At 53.9% G+C, this 17584-nt stretch carries 11 protein-coding genes; 10 read left to right on the plus strand and 1 reads right to left on the minus strand.

Annotated features, from left to right (window positions below):
* Window positions 1–14: 14 nt before the first annotated feature.
* From ACMAZB_RS05225 to ACMAZB_RS05245, 5 genes are all read left to right on the plus strand, one after another.
* The gene (locus tag ACMAZB_RS05225) at window positions 15–929 is read left to right on the plus strand and encodes a DUF1295 domain-containing protein (protein ID WP_435219689.1); all 915 of its coding nucleotides are present in this window, start codon (window positions 15–17) and stop codon (window positions 927–929) included.
* A 420-nt stretch (window positions 930–1349) separates the two neighbouring features.
* Window positions 1350–3221 (plus strand): DUF1800 domain-containing protein, encoded by a 1872-nt coding sequence (locus ACMAZB_RS05230; protein ID WP_435219690.1) that lies wholly within the window; start codon window positions 1350–1352, stop codon window positions 3219–3221.
* Window positions 3222–3231: 10 nt separating this feature from the next.
* Window positions 3232–4602 carry a DUF1501 domain-containing protein gene (locus tag ACMAZB_RS05235; protein WP_435219691.1) on the plus strand — a complete coding sequence of 457 codons (1371 nt, stop codon included), beginning with the start codon at window positions 3232–3234 and terminating at the stop codon, window positions 4600–4602.
* A 93-nt stretch (window positions 4603–4695) separates the two neighbouring features.
* On the plus strand, window positions 4696–5283 hold the full coding sequence (locus ACMAZB_RS05240) for a 2OG-Fe(II) oxygenase (RefSeq protein ID WP_435219692.1): 588 nt from the start codon (window positions 4696–4698) through the stop codon (window positions 5281–5283).
* A 205-nt stretch (window positions 5284–5488) separates the two neighbouring features.
* Window positions 5489–7486 (plus strand): acetoacetate--CoA ligase, encoded by a 1998-nt coding sequence (locus ACMAZB_RS05245; protein WP_435219693.1) that lies wholly within the window; start codon window positions 5489–5491, stop codon window positions 7484–7486.
* 93 nt (window positions 7487–7579) lie between these two features.
* On the opposite strand, the gene ACMAZB_RS05250 is transcribed toward ACMAZB_RS05245, so the two are convergent.
* The gene (locus ACMAZB_RS05250; RefSeq protein WP_435219694.1) at window positions 7580–9448 is read right to left on the minus strand and encodes an N-acyl-D-amino-acid deacylase family protein; all 1869 of its coding nucleotides are present in this window, start codon (window positions 9446–9448) and stop codon (window positions 7580–7582) included.
* 745 nt (window positions 9449–10193) lie between these two features.
* Between ACMAZB_RS05250 and ACMAZB_RS05255 the strand changes: the two genes are divergently transcribed.
* From ACMAZB_RS05255 to fdhF, 5 genes are read left to right on the plus strand one after another with little or no spacing between them, the layout of a single operon-like run.
* Window positions 10194–11879: a formate--tetrahydrofolate ligase gene (locus ACMAZB_RS05255; protein ID WP_435219695.1), complete on the plus strand. Its 1686-nt coding sequence runs from the start codon at window positions 10194–10196 to the stop codon at window positions 11877–11879.
* Window positions 11880–12725, plus strand: coding sequence for a formate dehydrogenase accessory sulfurtransferase FdhD (fdhD, locus tag ACMAZB_RS05260; protein ID WP_435219696.1), 846 nt, complete (start codon window positions 11880–11882; stop codon window positions 12723–12725).
* Window positions 12725–13219, plus strand: coding sequence for an NAD(P)H-dependent oxidoreductase subunit E (locus ACMAZB_RS05265; RefSeq protein ID WP_435219697.1), 495 nt, complete (start codon window positions 12725–12727; stop codon window positions 13217–13219). The genes fdhD and ACMAZB_RS05265 overlap by 1 nt, the downstream gene beginning before the upstream one ends.
* Window positions 13216–14796 carry an NADH-ubiquinone oxidoreductase-F iron-sulfur binding region domain-containing protein gene (locus ACMAZB_RS05270; protein ID WP_435219698.1) on the plus strand — a complete coding sequence of 527 codons (1581 nt, stop codon included), beginning with the start codon at window positions 13216–13218 and terminating at the stop codon, window positions 14794–14796. The genes ACMAZB_RS05265 and ACMAZB_RS05270 overlap by 4 nt, the downstream gene beginning before the upstream one ends.
* Window positions 14789–17584 carry a formate dehydrogenase subunit alpha gene (fdhF, locus tag ACMAZB_RS05275; RefSeq protein WP_435219699.1) on the plus strand — a complete coding sequence of 932 codons (2796 nt, stop codon included), beginning with the start codon at window positions 14789–14791 and terminating at the stop codon, window positions 17582–17584. Before ACMAZB_RS05270 ends, fdhF begins: the two co-directional genes overlap by 8 nt.

Here is a 17584-nt window from a genome sequence, read left to right on the forward strand (position 1 = left end):
AAGGTAGCTCTACCATGCATGCAATTTGGCAAAGACCCCGTTCAGATATCCCAAAGTCTGAAGCCTTAGTCAGAGTTACTGTGGTTTACGTGATTGCCTTGTTTGTCGCGGGGCTGGTGCTCATTTTGTCAACGGCTGAGCCTTTGTGGCGCGCATTATGGGCTGATTTGGCGGCAACCGTCGTGGTATTTGGAGCTAGCCGTTGGCACCGTAATAGCAGTTTTTATGATGCGTTTTGGTCTGTGATTCCGCCTGTGCTGATGCTTTGGTGGATGGTGGTAGGGAGTAGTGCGTCAACGCTTCGTGAGATGCTGGTCCTTGCCTTATTGCTCTTTTGGGCGACGCGACTGACCTGCCACTGGGCGTATTACTGGCCGGGCTTGCACCATGAGGACTGGCGATACGGCATGCTTCGAGAGCAGGCGGGTCGCAATGCTGTTGCTGTGGATTTAATGGGAGTCCATGTATTCCCGACCATACAGGTGTTTTTGGGTATGTTGCCGGTTTATGCCGTTACGGTACTCGGAGATCAACCCCTCAATGTAATAGACGGTTTGGCGGCGCTTGTTATGTTCGCTGCGATTACCTTGCAGATGACCGCCGATGTCCAACTGCACGCATTTGCGGCACAGGCAAAGCCCGGTGATACGTTGGAAACGGGGCTCTGGTCACGGAGTCGACATCCTAACTACCTGGGTGAAATCGGTATGTGGGTGGGTTTGGCGCTTTTTGGACTGGCTGCTTATCCTCAGGGTGCATGGTGGGTAGGGCTAGGCGCTCTGGCCATGATTCTAATGTTCCGCTACGCCAGTATTCCCATGATGGAGAAACGCTCCTTGGCGCGTCGGCCGGAATACGCAGACACAATGGCACGCATCCCCATGTTGCTTCCGCGGCTTCGCAACCATCCCAAGGGTTCAAGTGACTGACCGCTACTGACCGTTAAATGGTGCTCGAAGTCGGTTTACAGTGAGCCTGCCCAAGCGTTGTGTTTGCACCGCTACGCTCCTGTTTACAGCAACGTAGCGTTGGGCAGGGCATTGGTAAAGTTTTTGTCAGGTGCTAAGTGCCATGACGCTGATGGAAGCGAGAGGTATTGGGGTGGGGTTGCTTAAGATCCCTGTATGCTCAGTATGAATCGCTGTAAGTCTCCCAAGTGTGAGTTTGAATAGTCGGGAGCAAAGACGCGACATTGCTATAGGCGAGGAAAACGCCGTGCGCTTGGCTTTAACGCACCACTGATATAACAGAACAGCGAACGACGGACATGTTTCTTTCAGTCGTATCAGTTAACGAGAAGGGGTAAACGAGAGCTTAGTATGGCGAGAAGAGAAAAGAGATGTGCTGCTATGCAAGGAGCAACCGCTGTCACAGCTGTCTGCATCTTAGTGCTGCTCATCGCCCTGGGCTTTTCCAGTATTTCTTCGGCTCAGGGTGCAGGAAATACCTTCATAGACCTTTTACGTGTCGTTAAAGATGTCCGTGGCGAGTTCTTTGACGATAATTTTGGTGACCCTGAAACCGATGCCCTACCTTTCGCGAGTGAGGCCAGTACATCCCGATTTCTCGCTCAAGCGACCTTTGGGGCTACGCGCAGTGATGTGTCGGCCTTGGTCGGTACCAGCGTCTCTGATTGGCTGCTGCAGCAGTTTAGTGAGGATCCTTCTGACTATCTTGCGACTCTCGATAGTTATCAGGCTCAGCTTCCATTCCTGATTCTAAACCCATGGAATCGCTCGGCGACGACTTTTGCATTTTGGCAGCATAGCATCGCTGGAAAAGATCAGCTTCGTCAGCGAATGGTTTACGCGCTGTCTCAAATTTTAGTGATTTCCAATGGTGGAGGTAATGCGCTCACCGAATATCCGGAGGCGGTGGCCTACCACCAGTCTTTATTGACCGAGTTCGGTTTCGGTAATTACCGGGAGTTACTGGAGGCGATTACGTACTCACCCGGAATGGGATATTTCTTAACCTATATGGGAAATCAAAAGGGAGATCCTGACACAGGGCGTCAACCCGATGAAAACTACGCGAGGGAAATCCTTCAGCTGTTCACCATGGGGCTAGTCGTTCTAAATGACGACGGTACGGCGGCCAGCGGTAGCAATGACGACAATGGTTCCGCCGAGCTATACGATAACGATGACATTACAGGCTTGGCAAAAGTATTCACGGGGCTGGATCGCAGTGTCAATGCCGCGCAGGGTCAAAATGATCCTGAAGCACCAGAAGTCCTTAGGAGTTGGCGGGAACCCATGGCTGTTTACCCAGCACGGCATTCTGCAAGCGCAAAAACCTTTCTGGGTCTTACTATTCCAGAAAATACCAGTGCCGAGGACAGCATCACGCTAGCACTAGATCGATTAATGAGCGTGGCGAGTGTTGGGCCATTTCTTTCACGCCAGCTCATTCAGAGGTTCACCACATCCAATCCATCTGCTGGTTATATCTCGAGAGTTACTCAAGTTTTTAATAATGGCCGGTACTCGCTCCCCAACGGTACCGTCGTTGGTGGCGGGCTGCGTGGTGATCTTAAGGCAACTATTGCGGCCATTTTGCTCGATCGTGAAAACCTGCAGCCAGAGGCACCAAACACTTTTGGCAAACTGCGCGAGCCCGTATTGCGTTTTACCCAATGGGCCAGAGCGTTTAATGCGGGTGCTATAACCCCTGAATACACGGTTGAGTTATATGATCTGTCCTCGGTATCGATTTACGGTCAGGGTCTGGCTCAACACCCATTTCGGGCGCCATCGGTATTCAATTTCTATCGTCCGGGTTACGTGCCTCCCGGAACAGATAGCGGCGCTGCAGGCATGACGGTGCCTGAATTACAAATTCTTACCACAGAGACGATTCCGGCTTACATGAATTTCATCACGTTTTTCGCAATGGCCAACACGCAATACGCAGACCTGTCGACCTACCGCGAAATAGGGGGGCTGACAGGGGTCAATTTCGATCCAGAGCTTGCGCGCACCAGTTTTCTTCCCGATTACAGCTATGAGAAAACTCTGGCAGATGATTTGCCAGAACTTTTCGCCCACCTGAATCTGTTGCTTGCGGGTGGTGCTATGTCCCAGGCAGCTGTCGACAGTTTTAGTGATGTGGTGGCAGGCGTGCCTACCGAGGCTGGTGAGGACGATTGGCGCGCGACCAGAGTGGGACTAGCCGTGGCGTTAGTCATGACGTCAGCCGACTACCTGGTCGCATACTGAGGGCAATCCAATGACGCACTTCTTAAATAGACGCCATTTTCTGTCGAGTAGTTTGGGTTGTCTGGGTTCTCTGGCCATGGCGTCCTTCACGCAGCCCTCTAGAGCGCAGGAAAATGATGAATATCAAGCTTTAGTTCTACTTTTCCAATTTGGCGGAGTGGATTGCCACGATGTGGTGATTCCCTATGGCGTTGGTGAATACAACGAGTACGCCAACATACGCAGTGAGCTAATAAGCGCTTATGGTAGCGATCGAGCGCGCAGTAGCCTATTGCAACTGGCCTCATCTGGGGCGAGTGCAGGGTTTGCCCTGCCACCGGAACTATCGGGTATCAAGGCATTGTTTGACGAGGGAACAGCGGCCCTAGTGGGTAATGTCGGACCTCTTGTTGAGCCGACGAATCGGGACAGCTTTTCTGCGGGAGGGGTTGCGTTGCCGCCGCGCTTATTTTCACATAACGATCAGCAGTCATTATGGCAGTCGAGTTCCCCAGAGGGCGCTTCGGTAGGCTGGGGCGGCCTGTTTTCAGATCTTCTCATTGGCCAGGGGATCAGTACGCTGTCAGATTTTTCTGCGCTGACAACGGCGCGAGATCGCCTGTTTGTTACGGGTTATGAGACGGCGCCCTACACGGCCTCGGCGGGTGGGTTAAACCTCGATCTCAATGACATAGTCAACGCTCAAACCGACGGGAATTTGGCGGCGGTGTATCAAACGTTAAGGGCTCAAGGCGAATCAGCGGCTCATATTCTGACCCGGGATTTTGCGGGTGCGACCGTAAGTGCGTTTGACGCAAATATAGAATATTCGTCGATTCTTGGCGGGGCACCCGATTTGGGGGTGGCATTTCAAACAGATCCGGTTGGCACGCAACTTGAGCGTGTTGCAAAAATTATTGCAAGCAGGCGGGAGTTTGGCATAAACCGCCAAATTTTCTTAGTGGGTGCTTATGGTTACGATACCCACAGCGCTCAGCCCGCAAGCTTACCCAACTTGCACAGCCGGCTTGATGCGGGCGTGAGTGCCTTTAGCGAATCAATGAAAAATATGGGTATCTTTAACCGTGTGACGTTGGCGACCGCTTCAGATTTTGGGCGTACGCTAGCAGACAACGGTGATGGCACCGATCATGGGTGGGGAGGCCATCAGTTTGTTGTCGGCGGGGCTGTCAATGGCGGATCGCTCTATGGTGACATACCGCCCCCTAGCTTTGAGCACGGTCAGGATGCAGGGCGTGGCAGGTTGATCCCAACAATTGCCGTGGATCAGTATGCGGCCTCACTGGGGCGGTGGCTGGGTCTCGATGAAAGTAGCTTGGCACAAGCGCTACCCAACCTCGGTAATTTTGGCGCCAACCCACTGGCCAACCTCCTTCTCTGAGAGAACCCATCTGACTTGAGCTGGCAGAGGCCCGCTGGCCGAAGAGGGCGGCAAACCGATATGATTGGCGTTCTCAAAAAGGCTGAACCTGTCATGTCCCCACACAGCTTCATTGAAACCTACCAAGTCGATCATGCTGTCTGCGACCGTATTGTGGGCTTCTTCACAGATAATAAGCATTTGGCCCAAGCTGGCCGGCTTGGGGAAAATCCTCGAGTCGATAAATCGATGAAGAATTCACTCGATCTGAGTGTTCCTATTCGCCTGTATGGTCAGGTTGATCCCTTTTTCGAATTGCTCACGGACTTTGTGAAGCGTTACGTCGATAAATATTATTACAACACTGGCGCAAATGGGCTTGGGCCCCTCGGTTTTTCAGAGTGGTCAAACATTCAGGAGTATCCGGTAGGAGGCGGTTACCCCGCTATTCATTGTGAGCGCGACCGACTTGAATACTGCCATCGGGCTTTGGTGTGGATGCTCTACCTTACGGATACCCCGGGTGGTGGCACTGAGTTTCCACATCAAGGTATGACCACCGAATGTGTCAAAGGGAATCTCATTCTTTGGCCCAGTGATATGACGCATATGCACCGGGGGGTTGTGTCTAACAGTCACGAAAAAATGATATTCACGGGCTGGATAGATTTCATTACTGCCGAACGCAGCCAAGGCGCCTGAAGGAGCTTCTGCGGTTTCCTAAAAAATTGGAAAACCAAGCACTTTGAGCGGGGTGGTAGACTAAGCGCATCAGCCGAAAACTGCCTTTAACACTCCTTAACCTGTCGCGGGGTCGTGAGTGAGCTTCACGTTCGCCTTTCAGAGCGTAGGGCTGGCAGCCTCCCCCTAGGGTTCAGTAGAGCGATCGAATAAGGGTAATTAGTTCATGGTGGTACCAACAGACACGTCAACAGCGAATGACTCGGGGCTTCTATGGCAGCCTTCCGAGGATCGGCTGGCGCAAAGTCGCATTTATGATTTTATGGGTTTCCTTGAAACACGGGGCCTCGGTGATTTCGACGATTATCGCAGTTTGCATCAGTTTTCGGTGACCCAACGGGAGAGCTTTTGGTCGGCGTTTTGGGACTACGCGAACATTATTGCAGCGCACAAGGGCACTGTGGTTGTAGAAAACCCCGATACCTTTCCCTGCCAGTCGGTTCCGGGAGTGCGCTGGTTCCCAGAAGCACGCATGAACTTTGCGGAAAATTTGCTGCGTTACCGTGACGATCGGCCCGCACTGATTTCTCGCCTGGAAAATGGCCAGCGTCGGGTCGTTACCTTTAAGCAGCTCTATAACAACGTGGCGGCACTTGCGGCGAGTTTGCGAAGCCAAGGCGTGGGCCCTGGAGATCGCGTTGCTGGCTTCATGCCGAATATCATCGAAACTGTCGAGGCGATGCTGGCGACAACGAGTTTGGGTGCAATTTGGTCATCCTGCTCCCCCGACTTCGGTATTAACGGCGTGCTTGATCGTTTTGGTCAAATTCAACCCAAGGTCTTAGTCGGCGCCGACGGCTACTTTTATAACGGTAAAGTCTGCGACTCACTAGAGCGCCTAGCTGCAATTAGCGGTGCCATCGACTCCTTAGTAAAGGTGCTTGTGGTGCCAGTAATCTCCGAGCAACCTGACTGTTCTGGGATTTCCAATGCTGTGCAGTGGCAGGATTTTCTCGACACCTCGGCAACTGAGGTGCAGTTTGCGCAGCTCCCTTTTGATCACCCCTTATTCATTATGTATTCCTCGGGTACCACGGGCATGCCCAAGTGCATTGTGCACGGCGCAGGTGGCACATTAATTCAGCACCTAAAAGAGCATCAGCTGCACGTTGATCTGCGTCGAGATGACGTTTTGTTTTACTTCACGACCTGCGGGTGGATGATGTGGAACTGGTTGGTGTCAGGGCTTGCTAGCGGTTCGCCACTCGTCTTATACGACGGGTCGCCCTTTGCCGAGGAAGGGCTGTCATTACTAAAGGCAATAGAGGCAGAACGGATTTCTATTTTTGGCGTGGGGGCAAAGTACCTTGCGGCGTTAGAGAAGGCGGGCATTGTTCCCAATAACGAGGTGGATCTGGCGAGTCTTAAGACGATCCTCTCGACGGGCTCGCCGCTCTCTCATGAGAGTTTCCGTTACGTTTATAAGGGGTTTAAAGCGGATATTTGCCTGTCATCAATTAGTGGCGGCACCGATATTTTGTCCTGCTTTGTAGGAGGGAGCCCGATTCTCCCTGTGCACGTTGGAGAGATTCAAGCACCGGGCTTAGGCATGGCGGTGGAAATTTGGGGCGATGCCGGTGAGGCGCTTTTGCAAGAGAAAGGGGAGTTGGTCTGCACCAAACCGTTTCCTAGCATGCCCATTGGTTTCTGGAACGATGCTGATGGCGACCAGTATCGCCAAGCCTATTTCGGCAGTTGGCCCAATATTTGGGCCCATGGTGATTATGGTGAATTAACGTCTGCCGGGGGTTACATCATTCACGGGCGCTCCGACGCGGTTTTGAACCCCGGCGGGGTGCGGATTGGTACGGCAGAAATCTACCGTCAAGTTGAGCGGCTTGAAGAGGTGCAGGAAAGCATTGTGGTCGGTCAGGAGTGGGATAACGACGTTCGTGTGATTCTGTTTGTGGTGCTGACTCCTGGGGCCACACTCAACGAGGACCTTCGGAGTCGTATTTCCAAGGCCATTCGGGAGAACACGACCCCGAGACACGTTCCCGCAAAAATTCTTGAGGTTAGCGATATCCCCAGAACTTTGAGCGGAAAAATTGTAGAGCTCGCGGTGCGCAATGCGATTCACGATCGACCGGTAAAAAACACCGACGCCCTCGCTAATCCAGAGGCCCTAGATGCCTTCAGGGACCGCGAGGAGCTTCTCACTTGAGCTGCCGGCTTGGGGCCAGGCTTTGGGTGCTAGGGTGGGCGGGCGAGGGCCTACCCTTTGGTCAAGTCACGGCCTGACGATGGAAGATCTCCTTTAGGCGGCTCGCAGCGCCTCCCCTAAAGTGTCTCGCCCTAACGCCTCCTGCGCTTCGCCATTGGCCCATGCCAAGACGCCCTTGATAAATACAGAAGCGACAATCCCCTTGGGACGATTGACCATTTGCTTGTGATCAAATATCTCACGGTGCTCCAGCACTCGTGTCTGATCGGGCTCCCAGTCATCGAGGGCATTTGGATTGATCAAAACCATATCGGCACGAGCACCGATAGCGAGAGAGCCCGCGTCCAGTCCAAACACAGTGGCAGGCTCTTTGGTGAGGCGATGAACCATTCGCGCCACGGTTGCCTCGTCGCGCTCCTTAGCCAATTTAAGTGACATTAGGTTGCTGTCGAAAAACGCCATATTAGTAATGTGGGCGCCGGAATCATTAAACCCCGGTAATGCCTGATCATCGAGTAAGTAGTCGAGGGTGGCTTTGTTTCCCGCGTTAGCAATGTCGGCATAAAATCGAAACGTTTTATCGTAGCGGCGCATCATGTGAAGCATAAAATCAGCATCGTCACGCAGAATCGCGGGAAACTCCTCAAAGGCGGTTTGTTCTCCCCGCGAGCGTGCGGCGGTTTCGTCTCCAGATTTAAAGCGTTGTACCCGCTCCATGACCTGGGCCATTGATTCACCATCCCAGTGGCTAATGGGTGCTCCGTCAAATATTAGTTGGTGGGCATCGCGTATCACGAGGCTGTCAGGGAACCCATGCCGAGTTTTCCAGCTAGCAAAATCGCCGCCGGTGCGACCGTGCATCCACTCTTTGCGAAACAGCGCCACCCAGTCGGGGTCGTGCATCAGTGCTTTTCGCCCCTCAACGTCATCGTATTCTCTAGCGATGAGTTGCGAAGTGGCTGTCATCTCCTCAAATAGGGGGCTAACAATGCCATCTGACCAGACCCTAAAATTGGTTCCCAGGGCTTGAAAGTGCAGCTTGCCCTTGAATAACCACGTATTTAAAAGGCGGGCGACTTTGAGAAATAGTCGTCCCGATTTAGGTGCCGCCGTCATCTCCATAGCAGAGAGCGCTGAGGTTTTTAGCGGCTTGCCAAACAAACGGCCGCTGGTCAGTGAGAAATAAAGCAGCGCTGTCAGACGATTCTCAAGGATGGGCGTGGTTTGCCAGACGCGATCATAGTTGCGCACCACTTTTAACAAACGACGCAGCTCCTTGAAGCTTGCAAACTGCGTGGGTATGCGTTTTGCCGTGTTGGGATCATTTGACAGGTAGTGAAAAGGCAGTCCGTCAGTGCTCAGCCCCATGTACCCCTGTTGCATGGCTGTTTCGAGCAGCGTTTCCATCTTCACTAGCTCGCTTTCGGTGGGCGCTCGGCTGACGCTTGCTTCCAAGCCCATGGCCTCGATGCGCAGCATCGAGTGCGGCACGAAGGTGGCGATATTGGGGCCAAGGGGAAGATCGGCGAAGTGATCCATGTAATCCCCGGTATTGTCCCAGGTTATTTTTTCAGAAACTTTGCGCAATACGGCTTTGGGGATGTTTTCGACGCGCGTAAAGCAGTCAACGATCGGCTCCTGATCGCCGGTTTTTTGGCTGCCAAAGCTGGTCCCCAAGCTGCAATTACCCACGACCACTGTCGTCGTGCCATGCCGAACAACCTCGGGCAAGGCAGGCTCGACGTCGACTTCAAGATCGAGGTGGGTATGGATGTCGAGTAAGCCCGGCATCAGCCACTGGCCTGAGGCCTCAACGACGGCCTCTGCATGGCCAGCCGGCAGATTTTCGCCCCTAGCTACCACTTTACCTTCTCGAATCGCTACATCTTGAACGGCTGGAAGATCACCGCTGCCATCGAAAAACGTCGCGCCCTTGATTAAAAGGTCCCATGTGCTTGCCACTGATACTGCCCCCGGTTTGATCTCTGGCCTCGGTACGGCCGTGGCCGGCAATTTTAGCTCAGTTAGGCGCTGGCTGTGCAAAGTTTTATCGGGGGATGAGATAGGGTTTTTATGACCTCCGCCCGGCGTAGGTCCCAAGCTCTAAAGCTTTGAACCTGTCGTCATTGCGGACTCGTTGGGTTATGGCCCTCAGTCGCTCCCAAAAGCGTCATTTATGGTCCAATTGACGCGCTTATGAGCGACATTTTGAGTCAAAAAAGCGACGTCAATGCAGCGGGATTATGCACAGTCCGGCACGCAGAAAAGACCTGCCCGAATCGGCTCATGATTAGCGTGCAACGCAGAAAGGCTAGTTTTTCCCATGTTAAAGCGATAAACGCTGTTTGAAGAGCGCAACGCTGATGTCCCAGCCGAAATCCGTCAGGTCACGTTTAGGGCACACCGTTATAACAAAACACGGTGGGAGTGATTGCTATGCGCAATCATGTCTCCAATAATGCCGTGGTGCGCAGGGTTTAGGGCGGCATCTGCGGTCAATCCCGTCGGTAACTTTGAGGGGGTGTTTGAAGGATTATCTTAGGCCCTACGGGCTTTGGGGACCCCTTTAAAACATAAAATAAAGATAACAACACAACTCGAGCTGCGACCTGCCTTTGGGAGCGGTTCTAGCCGCCTCTTAAACGTACAAGCAAGCTCGGATAATTCGAGCAGGTTACCAATGGCCATTTTGAAGGAATCCTGAACCATGCCTAGTGATATCGATATTGCCCAGGCGGCAACCCCACAACCCATAGCTGACATTGCAACGGGCTTGTCTATACCTGAAGAGGCTTTGGAACCGTATGGTCGTACAAAAGGGAAAATCAACCTTAACTGGCTGCTGGATCAGCCTGTAAGGCCCTCGGCGCGGATGATTTTGGTCACCGCGATCAGCCCAACGCCCTCGGGTGAAGGCAAGACCACCACGACGGTGGGGTTGGGCGATGCCCTGCGACATATTGGTAAGGACGCGATGATCTGCCTGCGGGAGCCATCTTTGGGGCCCGTGTTTGGCATGAAAGGCGGTGCTGCAGGCGGTGGCTACGCGCAGGTGATTCCCATGGAGGACATCAATCTGCACTTTAATGGCGATCTGCATGCCATTGGCGTTGCCAACAACCTTCTCTCTGCCTTGCTCGATAATCACATCCATCACGGGAATGCGTTGGGAATTGATGTGCGTCGTGTGACCTGGAAGAGGGTGCTGGACATGAACGATCGAGCGCTACGAGACATCACCGTTGCCATGGGAGGCGTTGGCAATGGTTATCCCAGACAAGATGGCTTCGATATCGTTGTGGCATCAGAAATTATGGCGATTTTTTGCCTCGCAACGGACTTGGCTGATCTCAAAGCGCGTATTGGTCGCATCGTCGTTGGCTACACTCGGGATAAGACCCCCGTGCGAGCTTCCGATTTAAAGGCTGAGGGAGCCCTCACCGCGGTTCTCAAAGACGCGTTAGCGCCCAATTTGGTGCAAACCCTAGAAGGGACTCCAGCGTTTGTTCACGGCGGACCTTTTGCCAATATTGCTCACGGCTGTAACAGCGTTATTGCGACAACGGGTGCGTTGCGCCTAGCGGAGTATGTTGTCACCGAAGCGGGTTTTGGTGCTGACCTGGGTGCTGAGAAATTTATCGATATCAAGTGTCGCTCAGCAAACCTGAGACCTTCAGTCGCAGTGTTGGTCGCTACTATCCGGGCTCTTAAGTTCCACGGTGGCGTCGCTAAAGAAGACCTCAACGGAGAAAACCTTGAGGCATTGGGTGCGGGCATGGTTAACCTTGAACGCCACGTTAAGAATATTCGTGACAACTACGGGGTCACACCGATCGTCTCGATCAATCAGTTCGTTAGCGACACTGATGCAGAGCTGGCGTTGCTGGTGGAACGGGTCGAGGCTATGGGCGTGCGCGTAGCCATTGCGAGTCACTGGGCAAACGGCGGGGCAGGTGCTGCGGACCTCGCTCACATGGTTGCCGAGGTTTGCGATGCGGATGAGAAATCTGCGAACGCTGGCCATGACACCTTTGTTTACCCGGATTCGGCAACGCTGAAAGAAAAGATCGAGGCGGTAGCTACAAAGGTGTACGGTGCCAGTGAGGTGACGATGAGCGGTAAAGTCCGCAATCGCCTGAAAGAACTGGAAGCAGAGGGCTACGGTGGCATGCCGGTTTGTATTGCTAAGACCCCCTACTCGTTTTCCACCGACCCTTCGCTCAAAGGGGCTCCCTCGGGGCATGTGATGGATATTCGAGAAATCAGGCTGTCAGTGGGCGCAGGTTTTGTCGTCGCCGTCTGCGGCGATGTCATGACGATGCCAGGTTTGCCGAAGGTGCCTGCCAGTGAAAATATCGATGTTGTTAATGGACAAGTGACCGGACTTTTCTAGATGCCAGCACATGCAACCGATCCAAGGCCTATGCTCCGCGTTAACGACGTGACGAAGACGAGCACGCGCTCAGTGGATCAGTTTGATCGCGTTGTTGTAGAGGCGCCACTGGCGATTTCAGTAGACCAAAAAACGCTACTGACCACGATGCGAACGCCAGGTCACGATGAGGAGCTGGCAGTTGGATGGTTGTTGAGCGAAGCTGAAATAAAGGCGTCAGCTGACATTATTAGTGTCGAACGGGTGAGTGCCTCTGAGCTGCGTCATTGGGGCGTAGAAGAAGAGTCAGCAGTGGATACGGTGCTAGCTGAGCTGGGGGCTGGCGTTGTTCCCCCAAGGCCAAGGGCATACCTGACCTCAAGTTCATGCGGGGTTTGTAGCAGTGATGTTCTGGCGACTACGCCGAAGCCCGGTGTGGCTTTGCACAGCGAAGATTGGGTGATCACGCCACAAGCCGCCCATGTTCTGATCAAGCAGATGCGCTGCGAACAAAAGATGTTTGACTTAACGGGGTCTCTCCACGCCGCGGCTCTGGCCGGCCCCGATAATCAATTGCTAGTCGTTCGGGAAGACGTTGGGCGACATAATGCGGTCGATAAAGTCTTGGGGAATGCATTTCTCGAAGGTAACTTTCCCCTCACTGACCACATACTGGTGGTGAGCGGGCGTGTTTCTTACGAAATTGTGACGAAGGCTTTGAGCGCTAGTGTTGCTGCGATTGTGGCGGTTTCTGGGCCTACCACGTTAGCCGTGGACCTCGCCCGAGCACATGGTTTGGTGTTGATTGGCTTCACACGCGATGATCGACTCAATGTCTACTCAGGTAAGGAACGGGTAAAACTCTGATGGAATCACCTATTAAAACGCCCGAGCAGATTGAAGTGCTAAAGGGGTTGCTCACGCCCATTGTGGAACGAGAACCCGGCCCCGTTTTGTTATGCCTGCAGGCGGCACAGACGCATTATGGTTACGTTCCTGATGGCGCGGTGGCGGTTATCGCAGAGGTTTGTAACGTCTCGCGCGCCGATGTGCACGGCACTTTTTCTTATTACAGCGATCTTAAGAAGGCGCCCCCTCCCGAGATATCTGTGCGTTTGTGCGCTGCCGAGGCCTGCCAAGCGGTGGGTGGTCGAAGGCTGGCTGCGGCTTGGGACGAGGCTTGCGCGGCTGACCCGGAATTGGCCGCAGCTACGGGTACTAACGAGCCGGTGTTCTGTCTCGGTAATTGTGCCTTGGGTCCAGCAGCTCTCGTGAACGATGAGCTCATTGGGAACGCGAATGTAGAAGCGCTAAAATCCGCGATAGAGGCCGCTCAGAATGCGGCGGAGACAGCGTTATGACGGTTTGGTTTGTTCCCCGTGACGCGGCAGCACTTTCGGTGGGTGCCAATGCTGTGGCGGCTGCGCTTGAGGCGCAGGGCGAGCAGGTGGTGCGCACCGGAAGTCGCGGGTTGTTGTGGCTGGAGCCTTTGGTCGAACGCGCTGATTCGCGCAATGGAACACGGGTGGGCTGGGGCAATGTGCAGGCGTCAGACTTCGCCAGTGGTGACCTAACAGAGACTGCCCCTAATTATCTTGGAGTTGTCGAAGAGCTGGATTATCTGGCGTGCCAAGAGCGCTGGATCTATGAGCGCGTTGGCATTACCGACCCGGTCGACCCGGAGGATTATCTGTCCCACGGTGGGATGGTGGGTTTGCAACGCGCCCTGAATTTGAGCCCCGCCGATGTCGTTACCGCAGTCACGGCATCGGGCCTTCGAGGCCGCGGTGGTGCCGGTTTCCCTACGGGTATCAAATGGCAGACGGTGGCTGAGCAAGCTGCCGTGCCCCACAAAGGTGACCCCATTGACGCCCCGCGTCACAAATACATTTGTGTGAACGCAGACGAGGGCGACAGTGGCACCTTCGCAGACCGCATGCTGATGGAAGGCGATCCTTTTTGCCTTCTCGAAGGCATGGCGATTGCGGCACATGCTGTGGGCGCCGATCGAGGCATGATTTATTTGAGGTCTGAGTATCCGGCTGCCATAGCCGTGATGCACGAGGCGATTGACAAGGCGAGAGATCGGGGGTGGTTGGGGCAGGGCATTATGGGTTCGACCTGTAACTTCGACGTCACCGTTCGCGTCGGTGCTGGCTCCTATGTTTGTGGTGAAGAAACCGCCATGCTCGAAAGCTTAGAGGGCCGTCGCGGGACCGTGCGAGCCAAGCCACCACTTCCTGCTATTGAGGGTCTATTTGGTACGCCCACGGTCATCAACAATGTACTAACGATTGCCAGCGTTCCTTCAATTCTCGCTCGTGGGGCTGAGGCCTACGCGGCGCTAGGACAAGAGCGGTCTCGCGGAACGCAGGTTTTTCAACTGGCTGGAAATATCGCTAGAGGCGGGATTGTCGAGGTGGCTTTCGGGATCTCTGCGCACGAACTCATCTTTAATCTGGGTCAGGGCACCAAATCGGGTAGGCCCTTGAAGGCTGTGCAAGTGGGTGGACCTTTGGGAGCCTATTTGACGGCAGAATCACTACAGGTGCCTATGGCCTATGAAGCGTTAGCTGCCGAAGGCGCGATGCTGGGTCACGGTGGCTTGGTGGTCTTTGATGATTCGGTCGATATGGCTGAGCAAGCGCGGTTCGCCATGGAATTCTGTGTCGAAGAGTCTTGCGGCAAGTGCACGCCATGCCGCATTGGTGCGGTGCGAGGCGTTGAAGTCATAGACGACCTTTTGGCTTCCGATACCTCGACTAACGCGGAGCAGCTGTTACGTGATCTCTGCGATGTTATGACTCAGGGGTCACTGTGTGCGATGGGCGGGCTGACACCGCAACCCGTGTTGAGTGCCCTAGACCAATTTCCTGAAGATTTTAAGCGTTCGGTGAGCCAAAGTAGTGACGCCGTGCAAGGAGCTGTCCGTGAATAAACCAATAGAGATTGCCATTGAAGATTTGGATTTAGGTACCCCCGCAGCGCTCTCAGAGAGCACGGTTACTGTCCATATTGACGGCACCGCTGTCGAGGTTCCTGCAGGTACTTCGATCATGCGCGCGGCAAGTCTCGCTGGCACACAGATCCCAAAGTTGTGTGCTACCGATAGCCTCGATGCCCATGGTTCCTGTCGCCTCTGTCTCGTGGAAGTCGAAGGTCGTAAAGGGACTCCTGCATCCTGCACGACGCCCTGCCAAGAAGGTATGTCAGTAAAAACTCAAACGCCGCGTTTGGATAAGCTTCGAAAGGGCGTTATGGAACTGTATATTTCAGACCACCCCCTCGATTGTCTAACTTGCTCTGCCAATGGTGACTGCGAGCTCCAGGATATGGCGGGCGTGGTGGGATTGCGCTCTGTGCGCTACGAAGAGGGCTCGAACCACTTGGCGGCGAGTAAAGATGAGTCCAATCCTTACTTCAGTTTTGATGCCAGCAAGTGCATCGTTTGTAGCCGCTGCGTGCGCGCCTGTTCCGAAGTTCAGGGTACGTTTGCATTGACCATCGCCGCACGTGGTTTTGAATCCAAGGTTTCTCCCAGTGAGGAAAATGCCTTCCTCGACAGTGAGTGCGTGTCCTGTGGTGCCTGTGTTCAAGCCTGCCCTACTGCAACGCTGCAAGAAAAACAGGTTATCGACTTGGGTGTGCCTACTCGCAAAGTCAAAACGACCTGCGCGTACTGCGGTGTGGGTTGTTCCTTCGTCGCCGAGCTGCGCGGGGATGAGCTGGTCCGTATGGTTCCCGATAAGCAGGGTGGCGCCAATGAGGGACACTCTTGTGTGAAGGGACGTTTCGCTTGGGGTTATGCGACACACTCTGACCGCATTACGCGCCCAATGGTTAGGGAAACCACTGACAGTGAGTGGCGTGAAGTGGAGTGGCCTGAGGCCATCGCTTTTGCAGCAGATCGTTTTAAAGCGATTCAGCAGCAGCATGGCATGGACGCATTGGGTGCTATTACCTCCTCGCGCTGTACCAATGAAGAAGTTTACGTGGTTCAAAAAATGGTGCGTGCTTCGCTGCAAACCAACAATGTGGATACCTGTGCCAGAGTCTGTCATTCGCCCACGGGTTATGGTTTGAAACAGACGTTTGGCACCAGCGCGGGTACTCAGGATTTTGCTTCGGTGCAACAGGCTGACGTCATCATGGTCATTGGTGCAAATCCCACCGATGCCCACCCGGTATTTGGCTCGCGCATGAAACGGCGCCTGAGAGAGGGTGCCAAGCTTATTGTCATTGACCCACGCTCTATTGATCTCGTGCAGTCACCGCACATTAGGGCAACTGAACACCTTCAACTGCAGCCGGGAACTAACGTCGCTGTTGTCAATGCACTGGCCCATGTCATTGCCACAGAGGGCTGGATTGATGAGGCTTTTGTTCAAGAGCGTTGTGATGTGGCGTCTTTTAACGCTTGGCGGCGGTTCATTTCTCTTCCAGAAAACAGCCCCGAAAATCTCGCTGAGATCAGCGGTGTAGCAGCAGAAACCATACGATCAGCAGCAGCGACATACGCTAAAGCCGGCAATGGCGCTATTTATTACGGACTGGGGGTGACCGAGCACTCTCAAGGTTCAACCATGGTAATGGCCATGGCGAATTTGGCTATGGCGACTGGAAATATTGGTCGTGACGGCGTTGGTATAAACCCGCTGCGGGGCCAGAACAATGTGCAAGGCGCCTGTGACATGGGCTCTTTTCCCCATGAGTTCAGCGGCTATCGACACGTTTCTGACGAAACTGCTAGAGAGCAATTTACCGCACTTTGGGGTGTAGACCTGCGCGAGGAGCCGGGGATGCGTATTCCTAATATGCTCGATGCAGCTATCTCTGGAAATTTCCGAGGTATGTACATTCAAGGAGAGGATATTGCGCAATCTGATCCCAACTTGCATCACGTGGCAGCTGCCTTAAGCGCCATGGATTGCGTGGTTGTTCAGGACCTATTTTTGAATGAAACCTCTAAATTTGCTCATGTGTTTTTGCCTGGCACTTCTTTTTTGGAAAAAGATGGCACTTTCACCAACGCGGAGCGGCGAATTAATCGAGTTCGCCCTGTGGTACCTCCAGCCTCAGGGTTGGCGGAGTGGCAGGTGACCTGTGCTCTCAGTGAGGCGATGGGTTACACCATGGATTATGCCAATGCCGCCGAGATCATGGACGAAATCGCAGCACTGACGCCTACTTTTGCCGGCGTATCTTTCGACCTGCTGGATGAGCGGGGCAGCATCCAGTGGCCCTGTAATGAGCAAGCGCCTGAAGGTACACCGATTATGCATGCCGAGCGTTTCGTACGCGGAGAGGGTCAATTCATAACGACCCCCTATGTGCCTACCGATGAGCGTTCGACTCGGAAGTTTCCATTATTGTTAACAACGGGCAGGATTTTGAGCCAGTACAACGTAGGGGCTCAAACTAGGCGCACCGCCAACACGGTCTGGCATGCCGAAGATATTCTCGAAATTCACGAGGCCGACGCCGAGTTAAGAGGTGTGGCAGATGGTGACTGGATCGAAGTTGCCAGTCGGGCGGGTAGCACGCGTATGAGAGCGCATATCAGCGACGATATTCCTGCGGGGGTGGTGTACACCACCTTCCATCACCCGGTAAGTGGCACCAACGTAATCACTACCGATAATTCAGATTGGGCGACCAACTGCCCTGAGTACAAGGTGACGGCCGTCGAAATTCGTCCCTCCAGTGCGCAAGCCGTGGGAATGTAA

The sequence above is a fragment of the Luminiphilus sp. nBUS_07 genome (assembly GCF_051201685.1).
In the GTDB taxonomy this organism is placed as follows: domain Bacteria; phylum Pseudomonadota; class Gammaproteobacteria; order Pseudomonadales; family Halieaceae; genus Luminiphilus.